Here is a 17,125-nt window from a genome sequence, read left to right on the forward strand (position 1 = left end):
AACTGGATATTGACACCCAAGGACAACTGATTGCCTCGGTGTTATCCAAGAAGATTGCGGCAGGGGCGACCCACATCGTGATCGATATTCCGGTTGGGCCAACCGCAAAAGTCCGCAGCCGGGAAACTGCCGAGCACCTTGCGCATCACCTTTCAGAAGTCGCCGCGTCATTTGGCCTTGTATTGCGTTGCCTGTTTACAGACGGGAATCAACCTGTCGGAAGAGGTATCGGCCCGGCGTTGGAGGCGCGCGACGTGTTGGCCGTGTTGCGCAACGAGGCGGATGCGCCGCAAGACCTATGTGACCGCGTGGCGTTGGTGGCGGGTGCGGTGCTTGAGCTTGGCGGCGTCGCCAAAGAAGGGGAGGGATTTCGGTTGGCTCATGAGACGATCAGCAGTGGCCGCGCGTGGGAAAAATTTCAGAGAATCTGCGCGGCACAGGGGGGATTTCGTGAGCCGCCCCAAGCTCTCTATGTCGAACCGCTTCTGGCAACCACTTCAGGCCGAGCAGTACACATCGACAACCGTAAGCTTTCTCGTTTAGCCAAATTGGCCGGTGCGCCTGAGAGTCCAGCCGCAGGGATTCAATTGCAGGTGCACTTAGGTGACGAGATAACACGAGGACAGCCATTGATGTTTTTGCATACGCAAACCTCTGGAGAGATGGCCTATGCACTTGCATACGTACAAGACATTGGGGACATTGTAAAGATTGACCCTTAGCGCCGTAGATAAACAGGGCTCTTGAATGCTCGGTCAAACACAGCCCGATCTCTCGTTTGGAAAAGTTGAACGCCTACATCTCATGCTCAAGAACACATGAAAAAACATCGCTTAAAAGAGGTTTTCAACGCGCATAGCGTGGAGCAAACAGAAGGAGGTCGTCAGCGCCTGTATAGGAACATTGCTCATGGAACTGCGGCATCTGCGTTGCTTTATCGTTTTGGCCGAAGAGCTTCATTTCACACGGGCGGCTGAGCGTCTTCACATTGAGCAACCTCCTCTGTCCCGCGCCATCAAGGAGCTTGAGGACGAGTTAGGCGCTGTGCTCTTCGACCGGGACCGCCGGGGCACCCGACTGACCGCTGCGGGTGCCGTGTTCCTGCAGGACACTCGCCGGCTATTCACCGTCCTGGAGCAGGCCCGCGAGAACGTCAAGGCTGTCGCGGCGGGCTTGCGAGGCAGCCTGCGCATCGCCGTATCCGACGGCGCGCTCGATCCCCGGCTGTCGGCGTTTCTAGCCCGTTGCCGTGCCGAAGAACCCGAGATCGAGATACGGATGTCCGAAGTGCCTTTGGCCGAGCAGTTGCGCGGCCTGCGCTCGGGCGACTTCTGCATCGGATTCGCTCATACCGCCGACGTCGGTGATGGCATCGTCGCCGAACCTATCTGGCAGGACCCGCTGGTGGTCGCCTTGCCAGCCCGGCACGCACTGCTCGTCCACAAGGAGGTTCCACTCCATGAACTCCGGGGGCATCCTCTTGTCCTGTGCGATCCCCAGGTGTGCGAAGGCTACTGCCGCGAGTTGGCGCGCCTCCTGCAGACCCAGGAACACAAACTGAATGTCGTTGAGGAGGTTTCCTCGCTGGACATGATGCTCACCTTGGTCGGTGCCGGCTACGGCGTGGGCTTCATGACGGCGACCAAGATTCCGGTCAGCCAGCGACCGGACGTGGTGATCCGTCCATTGGCGCTGGATACAGCCGTGATCACCACCTACCTGCTTCGACTCGAAAGCAGCAACTCATCGGCTTCGCTGGTGCGATTTATCGACCGCCTCCGGGACCCTTCGAGCGACTGACGCAACGGACCGCACCACTTAAGATTGGGCATCGGCACGAAGATTGCGTTCCGTTGCACTCATCAGCTCTGCCGCACTTATGCTGAGGGCAGCGGAGATTTTCAGTATCAATGCGAGCGTGGGCATGTGCTCCCCACGCTCGATCTTGCCCATATGCGAGCGAGCTATACCAGCCATGGACGCGAATTCATCCTGAGCGACTCCCTGCGCCAAGCGGGCAGCACGCACCGCTTGGCCGAAGGCCAGTGCCGGCTCGGCTTCATAGGTGGTTGTGCCAGGGGGGCGGCCCGGTTGAACGCTGCGCTTCTGCATCACCAGAAGCGTCGATCAATCGACCGAATTTAACCACGTTAAAGATATCTCTTTTGGCTATCATGGTGGCTCGCCTTTTTGATCCGATCGCTTTGTGGGGGCTCTCATGCACGACGCCACCAGCCAGTTTTCCTTTTCCAATTTCAGGCTTGCCATAGCGCCTGGCGTACCGTCATCGCATCTTTCGGCATTGCTTGCGTTGCAGCGTGCGGAAGAGCCGGAAGTCACCATTTCGTTTCATGAGGTCACAGCCGATGATTTGATTGCGGGACTTCGGGAAGGCCGCTACGACGCGGGCATGACGCTTGAAGGATCGAGCGATCCGTCGCTGAAAAGCCAACCTCTATGGACCGAGAACATGGCCGTCGCCATGCCGTTGCGCTTTCCCTTACTTGACCAGGCGAAGCTCACGATCGCCGAACTGTTGGACTACTCCGTCTTTCGCTGGCCTGCAGAGAATTGCCCTTTGCTGGATCAGCGGCTGCCTTCTCTTCCCGCGGTGAGTCAACAGAACATTCAGCGTGTCTCTTCCTTCGAGATGATCGCGCTATGGGTCGCTGCCGGCTACGGCGTCGGGGTATCCGCGCAATCGCGCATTGAGCATGCGCAGGGATGGGGCATTCACACACGGCCGCTGTCTGACGGACCCTACGAGATCGTGACCCACCTGCAGCGGCCCTGCGGACAAGCCGACGTTGTTTCAGAGCGGTTCGAGCGCAGAGCACTGCAGGTCGCCAAGAATGCTCCAACCTAGTCGAGTGCCAATGTCCTCGTTCTGCGTCTTCAGTTCAAGGTGCTACACGTGCATTAGGCATTCCACTCGCCAAGCAGCAGACATCACTCGCGCTCTATGACACGGAGCAGCGCCGTTCTACGCTTCGACATGGGGCCAAACGCCTTCGTGACCCCTTCAACGGGTTTCCCTGCCTGCAATGAGTCAAGGATGTCAGCCCAGTCCTGCATGATTACCTTGCGGGACTCCACAAACTTCGTGTGATCGTAGGGCGCGCGCGATGAGTCCTTGCTCTTTTTGGAATGAGCGAGTTGAAGATCGACCCGCTTCTCCGGATATCCCAACAGTCCAAGGATCGTCGTTGCGGTCGAGCGGAAGCCATGGGACGAAAACCGTCCGCCATAACCCATGCGCTTGAGTGCTTGATTGAGCGTCGTTGCCGACATCACTTGTCCCGGCTTTCTGTAGCTCGGGAACAATACTTTGCCGCCGCCAGTTAGAGCATGTAGTTCCCTAAGAGCGGCCACCGCCTGCCGTGACAGGGGAACCAGATGGGGGCGTCGCATCTTCATGCGCTCGGACGGAATCGACCACATGGCGTTGTCCAGGTCGAACTCTTCCCAGGAGGCCTTGCGCAGTTCTACGGTGCGCACGTAGGTCAAAGCCATCAGCTTGAGGGCGAGGACTGTCGTCTGGTAACCCCCTTCGTTGTCCACACGATTGAGAAAGTCCGGGATCTCTGCCCATGTCAACGGAGGGTTGTGGCGGACCTGAGGGCGCTTGACCAGTCCCTTGAGCAAGGCGGCAGGATCGTATTCGCAGAGACCTTGGGCAGCCGCATAACTGAAGATTTGCCCACACCACTGGCGGATGAGGATCGCCACAGTCTTCGCGCCACGAGCCGCCACATCCTTGATGATGGGGCGCAGATGTGGAGCCCTGATGCTGCTGATCGGCAACTTGCCAATCCGGGGGAAAACATCCTTCTCAAGGTAGCTGGTGACCTGGTTGGTGTAGTACTCGCTCCAGTGAGCATTGCTGACGATCCACTCCCGAGCAACGGTCTCGAACGTGCGTTCGTATGTGTCGGCCTGGAGGGCGATCGCCGCCTTTTTCTCCACGATGGGGTCGAGGCCCTTCTTGACCAACGCCTTTGCCCGGTCCCGTTCCGCACGGGCTGCCTCCAGCGTGACCTTTGGGTACACCCCGATTGAGTACACCTGTTCAGCGCCGCCCAGCCGGTAGCGGTACCACCAGAGCTTGGAGCCGTTGGGCTGAACGCGCAAAAAGAGGCTGCCTCCGTCCCGGAGTTGGTACACCTTGGGCCTGGGCTGCGCCGTTTCCACTTTGCGCGCCGAGAGAAGATTGAGTGCTGTGAGTGCCATGTGTATAACGCCTCCAGTTTGGCCCGTTACACACTCCATTACACACATGAGCACTGGATTTGTCCAGCTTTCAGAATCGCTCGATGGACGATCAACCCTTTAAAAACATAGACTTAGAGTTGTTCCATGGAGGTTGATAGACGCCAGTAGACCTCAATCGTAGTTATCGATCATCAGTAGCATCTGGGTTCAACCTCTAGAATCAATTTCGCCGGGTGGACAGGCGCAAGCGGCGCGCTCTGGCGCCGCGGTTTCGATCAGCTGCGTGGCGTCTGTTCAGCCAGCGCTACCGCCCGGAACATCGCCCGGCGTTTGTTGATGGTTTCTTCCCATTCCAGTGCAGGTACCGAGTCGGCGACGATGCCGCCACCTGCCTGTACGTGCAGCTCGCCATCCTTGATGACCGCCGTGCGAATCGCGATGGCGGTGTCCATGTTGCCGTTCCAGGCAAAATAGCCGACGGCACCACCGTAGACACCGCGCTTGACGGGCTCCAGCTCGTCGATGATTTCCATCGCGCGGATCTTCGGCGCCCCGGACAAGGTCCCGGCCGGGAGGATTGCGCGCAGCGCATCCATGGCGCTGAGGCCTTCCTTCAATTCACCGGTAACGTTGGAAACGATGTGCATGACGTTGGAATAGCGCTCGATCACCATCTTCTCGGTGACCTTGACGCTACCGGTCGCCGACACACGACCGGCATCGTTGCGCCCCAGGTCGATCAGCATCAGGTGCTCGGCGATTTCCTTGTCGTCCGACAGCAGGTCTTCTTCCAGCGCCCGATCGGCCTCTTCAGTGGCCCCCCGTGGCCGGGTGCCGGCGATTGGCCGAACGGTGACCAGGTTGTCTTCGACCCGTACCAGCACCTCTGGCGAGCTGCCGACCACATGGAAGTCGCCGAAGTTGAAAAAGTACATGTAGGGCGTCGGGTTGAAGCACCGCAGCGCCCGGTACAGGTCGATGGGCGCGGCCTTGAAGTCGATGGACATACGCTGGGACGGCACCACCTGCATGCAGTCACCGGCCAGGATGTACTCCTTGATGGTATCGACCGCACGCTCGTAGTCGCTCTGGGTAAAGCTCGAGCGGAAGGCCGGCTCGGCGGCCGGCGGGCCACCCAGTTCCAGGCCGCGACGCGGCGTGATTGGTTGGCGCAGCTGCTCCAGCAAGCCCTCAAGGCGCGCCAGGCCGTTCTCGTAGGCCTGCTCCTGTGCCGGGTCGACCAGCACGATGGCGTGCATCTTGCCCGCCAGGTTGTCGAACACCACCACCGCATCGGACACCATCAGCAGGATATCCGGAACGCCCAGCGGATCCGGGTTCGGGCACTTGCCCAGACGCCGCTCGACATAACGTACGCAGTCATAGCCAAAGTAGCCGACCAGGCCACCGTTGAAGCGTGGCAGACCGGAAATGGTCGGCACCTTGTAGCGTTCCTTGAAGCTTTCGACGAACGCCAGCGGGTCTTCCACTTCGTGCTGTTCGATCAACTCACCGTCGTGGGTGATCCGTACCTGGTGATCATGCACGCGCATTACCGTGCGGCACGGCAGGCCGATGATCGAGTAACGTCCCCACTTCTCGCCGCCCTGCACCGATTCGAGCAGGTAGGAGTTGGGTTGGTCAGCCAGTTTCAGGTAGATCGACAGCGGCGTGTCGAAGTCGGCCAGGGTCTCGCAGGCCAGGGGAATGCGGTTGTAGCCTTCAGCGGCCAGGCGCAGGAATTCTTCGCGGGTCATGATAGCCTCGTGGCAAGCAGCAATTGGGTCGAACAGGCAAACGGGCCGGCAACGGCCGGCAGATAACAGTCAGGCGCGCCAACGCCAACGGGCCAGGGCCTTGATGACTTTCATCCAGAGTTTGCCGGTAACCGCCACGATGGAATCTCGATCTGAGGGGGATTGAACGTCAGCCAACGTTATCCCAGTGGCCGGATCTAAGCAACCAGGCAACAGCGCGCGCAAGTCGTCGATGACCAGGCACGGTGCTTCTTCACTGATGGGACGACCGTGGTTGTAACCATAGGTCAGGCCTACGCACTTGACGCCAGCCGCCTTGGCCGCCAGCACGTCACTGCGTGAGTCGCCAACGAACAGCGCCTGTTGGGCCGGCACACCGGCCATTTTCATCACGAACAACAGCGCGGCCGGATCGGGCTTTTTCTGTGGCAGGGTATCGCCACCGATGATCCAGCGAAAATATCGACCGATCTTCATCTGGTCGAGCAAGGGGCCCACAAATCGCTCCGGCTTGTTGGTGATCAGGGCCATTTCCACACCCTGCTTGTGCAGCCACTTGAGGGTATCGCGTACCCCGGGGTAGACCACGGTCAGCTCATGGTTGCTGGCATATGCCTGCATGAACAGCTCGAGGGCTTTTTCAGCTTCGTCGTCGTCGACATCGGCATGGTCCAGGCCACCCGCCAGCGCCCGGCGCACCAGCACAGGAGCACCGTTGCCGACCCAGTGGCGCACCGCCTCAAGGCCAGCGGGCTGGCGACCCAACTCGAGCAGCATGTGGTCCACCGCTGCGGCCAGGTCTGGTACCGAATCGATCAGGGTACCGTCCAGATCGAACATCACCAGCCTGGGCAGAGCACCGGGGAACAGCTGCTCGAAGCCACTCATGCGCGGGCCAGGGCCAGTTCGGCACGCATCTTGGCAATCACTTCCTCGTAGTCCGGCGTATTGAAGATCGCCGAGCCTGCAACGAAGGTATCGGCGCCAGCCGCAGCGATCTCACGAATGTTGTTCACGTTCACACCGCCGTCGATTTCCAGGCGGATATCGCGGCCGCTGGCATCGATCAGCGCGCGCGCTTCACGCAGCTTGTCGAGGGTGCCAGGGATGAACTTCTGGCCACCAAAGCCCGGGTTGACGCTCATCAACAGGATCATGTCGACCTTGTCCATCACGTACTTGAGGGTGTCGAGCGGGGTTGCCGGGTTGAACACCAGGCCGGCTTTGCAACCACCGTCGCGAATCAACTGTAGCGAACGATCGATGTGCAGGCTGGCTTCCGGATGGAAGGTAATGTAGCTGGCACCTGCTTCGATGAAGTCGCCAATGATGCGATCGACCGGGCTGACCATCAGGTGTACGTCGATGGGAGCGGTGATGCCGTATTTACGCAGCGCGGTACAGACCATCGGACCGATGGTCAGGTTGGGTACGTAGTGGTTGTCCATCACGTCGAAGTGAACGATGTCGGCACCAGCGGCCAGCACGTTGTCGACTTCCTCGCCCAGGCGAGCGAAATCGGCAGAGAGGATGGAGGGGGCAATAGCGTAGGGCTGCATGGCGCACCTGTAGGGCAGAATCACGGTGGCGCGCATTGTACCTCAGTGAATCGGTCATCGGCTGACCGGTATCAAACAGGCCGACTATCGCGGGGCAAGTCGCACGGCCGCTCCTACCAGTAGGAGCGGGCTTGCCCCGCGATACATTCAGGCTGGCTGCTGGGTGCGCAACTTCTCGCTGCGCCCACGCAACCATTCCAGCGTCAGCAACAGCACCACCGAGAACGCGATCAGCAAAGTCGCCGCCGCCGCAATGGTCGGGCTGAGGTTCTCGCGGATACCGCTGAACATCTGCCGTGGCAGGGTGGCCTGCTCAGGCCCTGCCAGGAACAGGGTCACTACCACTTCGTCGAACGAGGTGGCAAAGGCAAACAAAGCCCCGGAGATCACCCCGGGAGCAATCAGCGGCAGCGTCACCCGACGGAAGGTCGTCAGCGGAGAGGCTCCCAGGCTTGCCGCTGCACGCACCAGGTTGTGGTTGAAGCCTTGCAGGGTCGCCGACACGGTGATGATGACGAACGGCACGCCCAGCACCGCATGGACCAGAATCAGCGAAATGAAGCTGTTACCCATGCCCAACGGGGCGAAGAACAGGTAACTGGCCACACCGATGATCACCACCGGTACGACCATCGGCGAAATCACCAGCGCCATGATCAGTGACTTGCCGGGGAAGTCGCCGCGGGTCAGGCCGATCGAGGCCAGGGTACCGAAGATCATCGCCAGCACCGTTGCCGCCGGGGCGACGATGATGCTGTTCTTCAAGGCCCGCATCCATTCGGCCGAGGCGAAGAAGTCCTGGTACCACTGCAGCGAGAAGCCCTGCAGCGGGTAGACCAGGAAACTGCCCGAGTTGAACGACAACGGAATGATCACCAGCACCGGCAATACCAGGAACAACAGGATCAGCCCGCAAAGGATGCGCAAGCTGTAGAACCAGACCCGCTCAACGGGCGACATGTAGGGGCTCAGCATGACAACACTCCTCAGCTCAGACGCAGGCGGCTGGCGCCGACCAGCCAGCTATAGATCAGGTACAACAGCACGGTCGCCAGCAGCAGCAAGCCGCCCAGCGCGGTGGCCATGCCCCAGTTGATGCTGGTGTTGGTGTAGAACGCCACGAAGTAGCTGACCATCTGATCGTTCGGGCTGCCCAGCAACGCCGGGGTGATGTAGTAGCCGATGGCCAGGATGAACACCAGCAGGCAACCTGCGCCCACACCGGCATAGGTCTGCGGGAAGTACACCCGCCAGAAACTGGCGAACGGATGGCAGCCCAGGGAAATGGCCGCACGCATGTAGGTCGGCGATATGCCCTTCATCACGCTGTAGATCGGCAGGATCATGAACGGCAGCAGGATGTGGACCATAGAGATGTACACGCCGGTGCGGTTGAACACCAGCTCCAGCGGCTTGTCGATGATACCCACCGCCATCAGTGCACTGTTGATCAGGCCACCCGACTGCAGCAGCACGATCCAGGCGGCGACCCGCACCAGGATCGACGTCCAGAAGGGCAGCAGCACCAGGATCATCAGCAGGTTGCTCTGCCGGGTCGGCAGATTGGCCAGCAGGTACGCCAGTGGATAGGCCAGCACCAGGCAGATGGCGGTGATGACAAAGCCCATCCATAGGGTGCGGGTGAAGATATCCAGGTAGATCGCCTGGTCCGGGGTAGCCTTGGCCAGTTCGCCCAGGTCATCGATACGGTGATCCAGGGCGGCCAGCAGGTAGAACGGGGTGACGCTACTGGTGTTACGGCGAATGGCCTGCCAGTACGCCGGATCGCCCCAGCGCTCGTCCAGTTCCTGCAGCGCTTCTTTATAGGAAGCCGGCTCGGTCTTGAACGGCAGGGCACGGGCGGTCTTGGCCAACAGGCTACGGTAGCCTGCCAGCTCCATGTTCAAACGCTTGGAGGTGTCGCCCAGGGTCTGGTTCTTGCGCGCCTGGCCCAGGTCTTCACTCAGTGCCTTGTACACCGATTCGCCTGGCAGGCCCTTGCCATCCCAGGCGGCCACGGCCGTCACGGTCTGCGGCAGGCCGGTCACGACCTCCGGGTTGCCGACGCTCTTGTACAGCAGCGCAGCAATGGGCACGAGAAAGACCAGCAGCAGGAACAGCGCCAGCGGCGCGATCAGGGCCTGCGCTTTCCAGCGGTTGACCCGCTCGGCACGCGCAAGACGCTGCTTGAGGTTGGAACCGGCGCCTTCTTTGAGGGGCACTGCGATGGCCATAGCGAACTCCGAAATCTTGAGAACAGGAAGCGTCGGCCAGGCGCCGACGCTCCATCAGCCGACCTTACTTGGCAGCCCAGGCGTTGAAGCGTTGCTCCAGCTGTTCGCTGTTGTCAGCCCAGAAGGCGACGTCGATCTGCACCTGGTTGGCAATGTTTTCCGGGGTGGTCGGCATGTCTTTCTTGACCTCGGGCGAGAGCAAGTTCACCGCAGTCGCGTTGGCCGGCCCGTAGGCGATGTTTTCCGAGTAGATCTTCTGCTGCTCGGGCTTGACCGAGTAGGCGATGAACTTCTTGGCCTCTTCGGCATTCTTGGCGCCCTTCGGAATGGCCCAGGCGTCGAAGTCGTAGATGCCGCCGTTCCACACCACCTTCAGGTTGCTTTCTTTCTGCACCGCGGCGATCCGGCCGTTGTAGGCCGAGCTCATGACCACGTCACCCGAGGCCAGGTACTGCGGAGGCTGGGCGCCGGCTTCCCACCACTGGATGCTCGGCTTGAGTTCGTCGAGTTTCTTGAAGGCACGATCCTGGCCTTCCTTGGTGCCCAGCACCTTGTATACATCCTTGGGTGCAACACCGTCGGCCATCAGTGCGAATTCGAGGGTGTACTTGGCACCCTTGCGCAGGCCACGTTTGCCAGGGAACTGCTTGGTGTCCCAGAAATCAGCCCAGCTGGTCGGGGCGGTCTTCAATTTGTCAGCGTTGTAGGCCATGACCGTGGACCAGACGAAGAAGCCAACGCCACAAGGCTGGATAGCACCCGGAACGTAATCGGCCTCGTTACCGAACAGCGCAGGATCGAGTTCCTCGAACATGCCTTCGTCGCAACCACGTGCCAGCTCCGGCGACTCGACTTCAACCAGGTTCCACGACACGCTCTTGGTGTCGACCATGGCCTTGACCTTGGCCATTTCACCGTTGTACTCGCCGGCGACGATCTTGCCGTTGCCTGCCTTTTCCCATGGCTCGTAGAACGCTTTGACCTGTGCAGCCTTGTTGGCACCGCCGAAGGAAATCACGGTGAGGTCGGCGGCCATGGCCTGGGCCGCTGCAAACATACCCACTGTCAGGGCGGTCAACTTCAAGTGTTTGAGCATTATTATTCTCTCCACAATGCAGGGTTGGTGAAGCAAACCTTCAATTGGCTTCCAGGATCGGGTCGAGCGCGCGAGCGTGCTCGACCTCCCAGCCAAGCGGTACCACATCGCCCACGGCCAGGGCCGAGTCGAGTTCGGCAATCGGCTGCTTCACGAAGAAATCGGCCTTGCCGCACACTTCCAGGCGGACCCGAACGTGGTCGCCCAGATAGATGAATTCGGCCACCCGGCCAGAGAAGCGGTTGACGCAGCTTTCGCTATGGCCGTTGAGACGCACGCGTTCAGGGCGGATCGACAACGTCACGGGGTCACCGGTCTGGCCAACATTCACCGCCAGCGCCTCGACCTTCTCGCCCCGCGCCAGCTGGACCTGGCAGCGCTCGCCGTCCTGACTGATCAGGCGACCATTGATACGGTTGTTTTCACCAATGAAGTTGGCGACGAAGGTGTTTTTCGGCTCTTCATAAAGGGTGCGAGGGTCGGCGATCTGCTGGATCTCGCCCTGGTGGAACACCGCCACCCGGTCGGACATGGTCAGTGCTTCGCCCTGGTCGTGGGTCACATACACCACGGTGACGCCCAGGCGCTGGTGCAGGTGCTTGATCTCCATCTGCATGTGTTCGCGCAGCTGCTTGTCGAGGGCACCGAGCGGTTCGTCCATCAGCACCAACTGCGGCTCGAACACCAACGCCCGGGCCAGCGCAACCCGCTGCTGCTGGCCGCCGGAGAGTTGGCCGGGATAGCGCTGGGCGAAGGCATCGAGTTGGACCATGTTCAGCACGCGCTTTACCCGCTCGCTGATATCGGTCTTGCTCAGGTTGCGCACGCTGAGGGGGAAGGCCAGGTTCTCGGCCACGGTCATGTGCGGGAACAGTGCGTAGTTCTGAAACACCATGCCGATGTCGCGCTTGTGCGGCGGCACGTTGTTGATGGAGCGGCCTGCGAGCTGGATCTCGCCGGCGGTTGGCGTCTCGAACCCGGCCAGCATCATGAGGCTGGTGGTCTTGCCGGATCCGGACGGGCCGAGCAAGGTCAGGAACTCGCCTTTGCGAATATCCAGGTTGAGGTCTTTGACGATCAGCGATTCGCCGTCGTAGCTCTTCTGCACACCACGGAAGCTGACCAGCACGTCGCTGGCGGCAGCGCTCGAATTCACCTCACTCATACCCATACCTTCTTGTTGGATGACTGCGTGTTTACAGCCTAGTGAAGGTGCAAGCCGGCGCAAATCGGGGGTAGAGAGAGATTGGTATCAGCCACATGGAAGGGTTGGGGTAGGGATTGCCCTACAAAGATGTCGGTTCTGGACATGCAGGGATCAGTCGCGGGGTCAGTCTCGGGGCAAGCCCGCGCCCACTGCATGTCGCAAACAGAACACTCAGAGCAACTTGTGCTCCATGGCGTACTTCACCAGCTCTGCCAGTGAGTTCACATTGAGCTTTTGCATCAGCCGCGCCTTGTGGGTACTGATGGTCTTGTTGCTCAACGCCAACTGCTGGGCGATGTCATTGACATTGGCCCCCTGGGCCAGGCGCTCGAACACCGAGAACTCGCGCTCCGAGAGCAGCGAATGCAAGGGTCTCGCGTCGGTCAGGCCAACCTCGAAAACCATCCGGTCGGCAAGGTCCGGGTCAATATAGCGCCCGCCACCCGCCACCCGCCGGATGGCCGTCAGCAACAGGGCCGGGTCGCTGTCCTTGGTCGCATAGCCCGCCGCACCGACCTTCAGCGCCCGCGCGGCCATCTGCGCCTCGTCATGCATCGACAGCACCAGGATCGCCGGTGGATGGCTCAACGCGCGAATCCGTGGAATGGCCTCCAGGCCATTGACGCCAGGCATGGAGATGTCCAGCAACACCACCTCGCACTCGGTGTGACGCAAGGTGTCCAGCAATTGCTCGCCATTGCCCGCCTCCCCCGCTACCTGCATGTCCTTGGCCAGGCCGATCAACTGCTTGATCCCTTCCCGGACGATGGTGTGGTCTTCGGCCACCAGAACTCGAATCACGCTGCCGCTCCTATTTCAGGGGAATTCCGACGCTCAGGCTGGTGCCCTCGCCCGGTTCGCTCTCCAGGGTCATTTGCCCACCAAGCATTAGCACCCGCTCGCGCATGCCGACCAGGCCAAACGAAGCCGGTCGGTTCTCTTCCAGCGCAAAGCCGATGCCATCGTCGATTACCGTCAGGCGCAATGTCCGGCCATCCAGGCTCAGGCTGATCTGCACAGTATGCGCCTTGGCGTGTCGCATGACGTTGGTCAGCGCCTCTTGCAGGATGCGGAACAGGCCAATGGCCTTGGCATCGCTCAAGGGCGGTAGATTTTCCGGTACCTGCACCAGGCAGGGAATCTGCGTGCGAGCCTCGAATCGACGTGCCTGCCACTCGATCGCCGAGGCAATGCCGGCATCCAGAATCGGCGGACGCAAGGCCGTGGCCACATCGCGCACCAGCTGGAACAGTTGGGCAATCAAGCGCTTCATGCTGGCCAGGCGCTCGTTCAGGCCGGGGTCGAGGTCGGCGTAGGCCAGCTCGCACATGGAAGTTTCCAGCTTGAGCACAGTGAGCATCTGCCCAAGCTCGTCATGCACCTCTCGGGCAATGCGGGCTTTTTCTTCTTCCCGCACGCTTTCCAGGTGCGCCGACAACTCCCGCAACTGCTCCTGGGAACGCTCCAGGGCAAGCTCTGCCCGCTTGCTCTGGGTGATGTCCCAGACCACCCCGTCCCAGACCACGCGGCCATTGCCCAGCATACGGGTACTGGCCTTGATGTCGGCCCAGCGCTGCTCGCCCTCGCGGGTCAGGATCCGTCCCTGCCACGACCAGTCCTGATCAGTGGCCAGGGCCAGGTCCTGGACCTTGTGATAGTCGGCGCGGTCATCTGGGTGGACCAGGTTGCGCAGGCCCATGTCCGGGCGCTGCAATGCCGCGGGCGAATAGCCGACCAGGGCTTCGCTGCCCTCGCTGATGTACGGAAACTCCAACTCGCCTTCAGCCGGGTCGCGCTCAAGCCTGAACACCAACCCCGGTACGTTGCCGGCGATCCCCTTGAGCCTGGCCTCGCTCTCGCGCAAGGCTGCCAGGGCACGGCGGCGTTCCGTGACGTCGGTGAGGAACACCACCAGGTATTCGGCATCGCGAAAGCGCAGGAAGCTCAGCGACACATCCACCGGTAGCAGGCTGCCGTCGGCGCGCAGGCACTGGGTTTCGAAATGCTGGGCGCCCTCGTTGCTGGCCCGGGCGCGCTTCCACAGTTCCAGCCAACGGTCCATGTGCAGGGTGGGCTCGAAATCGATCAACGGCCGGTCGACCACAGCCCCTTCGACATAGCCCAGCATGCTCTCGGCCGCCCGGTTGGCATAACGCACGTGACTGTCCCAGTTGACCCAGAGAATGCCCACCGTGCTCTGGTCGATGGAGAACTGACTCAGGCGCAGCGCTTCCTCCCGTGCCTGGCGCTGGTTGATAGCTTCCCGGGCCACCAGCAGGTTGTGCTCGAGCTGATGCAGGTGCCTGCGCTGCCAGACCACAATGACCATGCTGCTCAACAGCAAGGCGGCGAGTAGCAGCCCCAGGTTTTGCCAGAAGCCCGGCGACTCGCTCAGGCGTGGGTACTTGGGCTCCAGCCAGCGTTGGTGAAGTTGCTCCAGGTCCTTGGCCGGGATGGCCTGCAGGCCCCGCTCGATAATGTCCGCCAACTGCGGCCAGTCACGCCGCGAAGCAACACGCAACAACTGGGGCAAGCCGATATCGCCAACCACCGCCAGGTCGCTGAATTCATTCTCCCGGGACAGCCGGCTCAGTTGCGCTTCGTCCACCACCGCGTAACGCGCCTGCTCGCTGAGCACCAGCTGCAGCGCCTGGCGCTCCTGGGGAACGCCCTGCAGATTGAGGTTCGAGTAAGTCGCGCGCAGATAGTCGGCCACCGCGCTGGGCATGCGCACCGCAACCCGCTCTTTGCTGGTGAGCTTCTCCAGGTCTACCGCCACCGCGCCGGTACGTGGCCCGACGATCAACTGGGGCACACGCATGTACGGGTCACTGAACAACCACAGGCGCAGCCCCGCAGGTGTCTGGGTCAACCCTGGGGCCAGGTCGACCTCACCCGCCACCAGTGCCCGCTCCAGCGAGGCCTGGTCAGGAAAATTACGCCAAGTGAGGTCCAGCCCCAGTGAACGGGCCAGCCAATTCATCAGCTCGACATTGACACCGTAAAGCTGCTGCAGGCGTCGGTCGAATTGCGCAAAGGGCGCCTGCAGCACCAATCCGACCCGCAGGCTGCGGTGCTGTTCAAGCCATCGCTGCTGCGCGGGCTCCAGGGAGACGGTGGCCGGCGACGCCGCAGGCGCCGCCAGCGCGATCAAGGGCAAGCACATACAGCCGATAACCAACAGGCAGCGCAATGACTTCATCTACACGCTCTTCATAGGAAGGATGGCCACCGAGCATGGCCGTCCCGAAAAAATACTATTAGGCTGCCGGAAATACTCTGGCCTGGATCACTCCATGTTCGCACTTTATCGCACGACGCTTCCTGCGTTATGCCTTGGATTCATTCTTCCTTGTACCGTATACGCGGCTACTGGCGAAACGCCAGAAGCCTCGATCGACACCCCGCCCGCCTTGCAGCGCCAGCCCCTTGCCGAACGCAGCCAGGAGGACGCCCAGGCCCTGGAGCGCCAAGTACCCAAGGCCGAACAGCAGATGCTGCAGGCGGGCAGCGACACCTTTCTGGCCCTGTGGAAACCGGCCAACAGCAGCGAGCCCGAAGGTGCCGTGATCATTCTCGCCGGTGCGGGGGAAACCGCAGACTGGCCGAAGACCGTAGGCCCTTTGCGTCGCAAGTTTCCCGATGCCGGCTGGCATACCCTGAGCCTGGGCCTTCCCGACCTGTTGATCGACAGCCCGCAAGCGCGAGTCGAAACCGCTCCTGCAGCCAGCGAGCCTGTAGCTCAAGGTCAGACGGCTCCCGCCAAGGACACCCCTGGCGACGCCAACGCCAGTGTCGAGAAAGCCACGTCGCTCGAGAACGAAACCAGCGAAAGTGCACCGCCTACACAAGGGCCGGGGGCCGATGACAAGGCCGACGCCGAGCGCATTTTCGCCCGCCTGGACGCAGCCGTTGCCTATGCCCAACAACACAATGCCCGCAGCATCGTCCTGCTCGGCAACGGCAGTGGCGCGTACTGGGCCGCCCGGTACCTCAGCGAACGGCACCCCGCCCAGGTCCAGAAGCTGGTCATGGTCGCCGCGCAGACGCCGGGGCAAGTCGATCACAGCCTGGACAGCCTGGCACCTGCATTGAATGTACCTACCGCCGACTTCTTCTACACCAGCCTGCCCCAGGCCCGAAGGGCAGCCGATCTACGCCTGCAGGCCAGCAAACGGCTGAAGGACAACAACTATCGTCAGGTAGGATTGACGGCCATGCCCGGTAACGGGGCGGCGGAACAAGAGCAACTGTTCCGCCGGATCCGCGGTTGGCTAAGCCCGGAATAGCTTGATTAGAAGCCGCGACGCTTGCGAATGATGGCGTAGGCCTGGTGCAGCTCGCGCGTACGTTCGGTGGCCTCGCGGATCTGGGACGGGCTGGCGCCGCTGCCGACCAGTTTGTCCGGATGGTGACGACTGAGCAGTCGCCGATAAGCCTGCTTGATCTGGCCCGGCTCCGCTTCGGCGGCTACGCCAAGCATACGCAGCGCCTGTTGATAACCCAGGCCGGCACTGGTCAGGGCCGCCCTGGGTGGTTCGTATTCCAGCGCCAAAGCCTGGACCCGGGGTGCCGACCACCCTAGCCGCTGGCCCCAGTCCAGCAGCAGTTCGCGCTCCTGGCGACCTGCCCGGCCATCGGCCCACACCATGCGCCAGCACGCGCGCAACGTACCCTCGGCAGCATGGGGCTGCAGGCTCAGGCGACGCAGGTAGCCACCCAGGCGCTCCTTGCCGCTCTTGCCGCGGTTGAAGGCGGCAATCGCCCGACGTCGCGCGGTATCGTTCATTTCCAGTCGCTGCATCTCGAGACGCGCCTGCTGGATGTGCCCATCGACCACTAGTCCATCACACTTGGCAAGACGCCCGAGCAGCACAAATAGCACCTCGTCATCGCGCAGCGCAGAACGCCCGCCCAGCCGCTCGCACAGGTGTGCCCAACTGTGCAACTGCAACCGACGGTCCATGGCCTGTCCCAGCAATGCGCCCAGCAAGGCACCGGGAATACTGGCAATGGCAAAGCCCGCCCCGGCACCGATCACCGTGCTTGGCCACAGCATG

The 17,125-nt window shown here is 61.5% G+C and carries 15 protein-coding genes and 1 pseudogene; 4 read left to right on the top strand and 12 right to left on the bottom strand.

What is annotated here, in order from left to right; translation table 11 throughout:
* Both NPS58_RS17105 and NPS58_RS17110 read left to right on the top strand, forming a co-directional pair.
* Window positions 1-722: pseudogene (locus NPS58_RS17105) on the top strand (thymidine phosphorylase); the annotation flags it as partial.
* A 187-nt stretch (window positions 723-909) separates the two neighbouring features.
* Window positions 910-1,800: a LysR family transcriptional regulator gene (locus NPS58_RS17110; RefSeq protein ID WP_003050005.1), complete on the top strand. Its 891-nt coding sequence runs from the start codon at window positions 910-912 to the stop codon at window positions 1,798-1,800.
* A gap of 18 nt (window positions 1,801-1,818) precedes the next feature.
* On the opposite strand, the gene NPS58_RS17115 is transcribed toward NPS58_RS17110, so the two are convergent.
* Window positions 1,819-2,112 (bottom strand): helix-turn-helix domain-containing protein, encoded by a 294-nt coding sequence (locus tag NPS58_RS17115; RefSeq protein WP_003050003.1) that lies wholly within the window; start codon window positions 2,110-2,112, stop codon window positions 1,819-1,821.
* Between the two features lie 106 nt (window positions 2,113-2,218).
* Between NPS58_RS17115 and NPS58_RS17120 the strand changes: the two genes are divergently transcribed.
* Entirely contained in the window at window positions 2,219-2,866 is a 648-nt protein-coding gene (locus NPS58_RS17120; RefSeq protein WP_020307796.1) for a substrate-binding domain-containing protein, read from the top strand.
* Between the two features lie 83 nt (window positions 2,867-2,949).
* Here NPS58_RS17120 and NPS58_RS17125 read toward each other — a convergent pair whose 3' ends face one another.
* The 10 genes from NPS58_RS17125 to NPS58_RS17170 all read right to left on the bottom strand — a co-directional run bounded on the left by NPS58_RS17125 (window position 2,950) and on the right by NPS58_RS17170 (window position 15,267).
* On the bottom strand, window positions 2,950-4,230 hold the full coding sequence (locus NPS58_RS17125) for a tyrosine-type recombinase/integrase (RefSeq protein ID WP_003060765.1): 1,281 nt from the start codon (window positions 4,228-4,230) through the stop codon (window positions 2,950-2,952).
* Between the two features lie 257 nt (window positions 4,231-4,487).
* Window positions 4,488-5,969 (bottom strand): anthranilate synthase component I, encoded by a 1,482-nt coding sequence (gene trpE, locus NPS58_RS17130; protein ID WP_274116557.1) that lies wholly within the window; start codon window positions 5,967-5,969, stop codon window positions 4,488-4,490.
* Between the two features lie 69 nt (window positions 5,970-6,038).
* Window positions 6,039-6,857 carry a phosphoglycolate phosphatase gene (locus tag NPS58_RS17135; protein ID WP_274116558.1) on the bottom strand — a complete coding sequence of 273 codons (819 nt, stop codon included), beginning with the start codon at window positions 6,855-6,857 and terminating at the stop codon, window positions 6,039-6,041.
* A complete protein-coding gene (gene rpe, locus NPS58_RS17140) occupies window positions 6,854-7,528 on the bottom strand; it encodes a ribulose-phosphate 3-epimerase (protein WP_274116559.1) in 675 nt (224 codons plus the stop codon). Before rpe ends, NPS58_RS17135 begins: the two co-directional genes overlap by 4 nt.
* 147 nt (window positions 7,529-7,675) lie before the next feature.
* Window positions 7,676-8,503, bottom strand: coding sequence for an ABC transporter permease (locus tag NPS58_RS17145; RefSeq protein ID WP_274116560.1), 828 nt, complete (start codon window positions 8,501-8,503; stop codon window positions 7,676-7,678).
* 11 nt (window positions 8,504-8,514) lie between these two features.
* On the bottom strand, window positions 8,515-9,762 hold the full coding sequence (locus tag NPS58_RS17150; RefSeq protein ID WP_274116561.1) for an ABC transporter permease: 1,248 nt from the start codon (window positions 9,760-9,762) through the stop codon (window positions 8,515-8,517).
* 64 nt (window positions 9,763-9,826) lie between these two features.
* Entirely contained in the window at window positions 9,827-10,858 is a 1,032-nt protein-coding gene (locus tag NPS58_RS17155; RefSeq protein WP_274116562.1) for an ABC transporter substrate-binding protein, read from the bottom strand.
* Between the two features lie 40 nt (window positions 10,859-10,898).
* Window positions 10,899-12,023 carry an ABC transporter ATP-binding protein gene (locus NPS58_RS17160; protein ID WP_274116563.1) on the bottom strand — a complete coding sequence of 375 codons (1,125 nt, stop codon included), beginning with the start codon at window positions 12,021-12,023 and terminating at the stop codon, window positions 10,899-10,901.
* 213 nt (window positions 12,024-12,236) lie between these two features.
* Window positions 12,237-12,866, bottom strand: coding sequence for a response regulator (locus NPS58_RS17165; protein ID WP_274116564.1), 630 nt, complete (start codon window positions 12,864-12,866; stop codon window positions 12,237-12,239).
* A 10-nt stretch (window positions 12,867-12,876) separates the two neighbouring features.
* Window positions 12,877-15,267 carry a PAS domain-containing sensor histidine kinase gene (locus NPS58_RS17170; protein ID WP_274116565.1) on the bottom strand — a complete coding sequence of 797 codons (2,391 nt, stop codon included), beginning with the start codon at window positions 15,265-15,267 and terminating at the stop codon, window positions 12,877-12,879.
* Between the two features lie 94 nt (window positions 15,268-15,361).
* Between NPS58_RS17170 and NPS58_RS17175 the strand changes: the two genes are divergently transcribed.
* Window positions 15,362-16,354 (top strand): alpha/beta hydrolase family protein, encoded by a 993-nt coding sequence (locus NPS58_RS17175; protein ID WP_274116566.1) that lies wholly within the window; start codon window positions 15,362-15,364, stop codon window positions 16,352-16,354.
* A gap of 5 nt (window positions 16,355-16,359) precedes the next feature.
* Here the strand turns inward: NPS58_RS17175 and NPS58_RS17180 are convergent, their stop codons facing one another.
* Window positions 16,360-17,124 (bottom strand): DnaJ domain-containing protein, encoded by a 765-nt coding sequence (locus tag NPS58_RS17180; RefSeq protein WP_274116567.1) that lies wholly within the window; start codon window positions 17,122-17,124, stop codon window positions 16,360-16,362.
* Window position 17,125 lies beyond the last annotated feature (1 nt).

Origin of the sequence: Pseudomonas putida (assembly GCF_028682455.1) — a bacterium.
Taxonomy (GTDB): Bacteria; Pseudomonadota; Gammaproteobacteria; order Pseudomonadales; family Pseudomonadaceae; genus Aquipseudomonas; species Aquipseudomonas putida_AA.

Coding starts and splice junctions, on each gene's coding strand:
- NPS58_RS17110 (WP_003050005.1), top strand. CDS start 910: ATGGAACTGCGGCATCTGCGTTGCTTTATCGTTTTGGCCGAAGAGCTT.
- NPS58_RS17115 (WP_003050003.1), bottom strand. CDS start 2,112: ATGCAGAAGCGCAGCGTTCAACCGGGCCGCCCCCCTGGCACAACCACC.
- NPS58_RS17120 (WP_020307796.1), top strand. CDS start 2,219: ATGCACGACGCCACCAGCCAGTTTTCCTTTTCCAATTTCAGGCTTGCC.
- NPS58_RS17125 (WP_003060765.1), bottom strand. CDS start 4,230: ATGGCACTCACAGCACTCAATCTTCTCTCGGCGCGCAAAGTGGAAACG.
- trpE (WP_274116557.1), bottom strand. CDS start 5,969: ATGACCCGCGAAGAATTCCTGCGCCTGGCCGCTGAAGGCTACAACCGC.
- NPS58_RS17135 (WP_274116558.1), bottom strand. CDS start 6,857: ATGAGTGGCTTCGAGCAGCTGTTCCCCGGTGCTCTGCCCAGGCTGGTG.
- rpe (WP_274116559.1), bottom strand. CDS start 7,528: ATGCAGCCCTACGCTATTGCCCCCTCCATCCTCTCTGCCGATTTCGCT.
- NPS58_RS17145 (WP_274116560.1), bottom strand. CDS start 8,503: ATGCTGAGCCCCTACATGTCGCCCGTTGAGCGGGTCTGGTTCTACAGC.
- NPS58_RS17150 (WP_274116561.1), bottom strand. CDS start 9,762: ATGGCCATCGCAGTGCCCCTCAAAGAAGGCGCCGGTTCCAACCTCAAG.
- NPS58_RS17155 (WP_274116562.1), bottom strand. CDS start 10,858: ATGCTCAAACACTTGAAGTTGACCGCCCTGACAGTGGGTATGTTTGCA.
- NPS58_RS17160 (WP_274116563.1), bottom strand. CDS start 12,023: ATGAGTGAGGTGAATTCGAGCGCTGCCGCCAGCGACGTGCTGGTCAGC.
- NPS58_RS17170 (WP_274116565.1), bottom strand. CDS start 15,267: ATGAAGTCATTGCGCTGCCTGTTGGTTATCGGCTGTATGTGCTTGCCC.
- NPS58_RS17175 (WP_274116566.1), top strand. CDS start 15,362: ATGTTCGCACTTTATCGCACGACGCTTCCTGCGTTATGCCTTGGATTC.
- NPS58_RS17180 (WP_274116567.1), bottom strand. CDS start 17,124: ATGCTGTGGCCAAGCACGGTGATCGGTGCCGGGGCGGGCTTTGCCATT.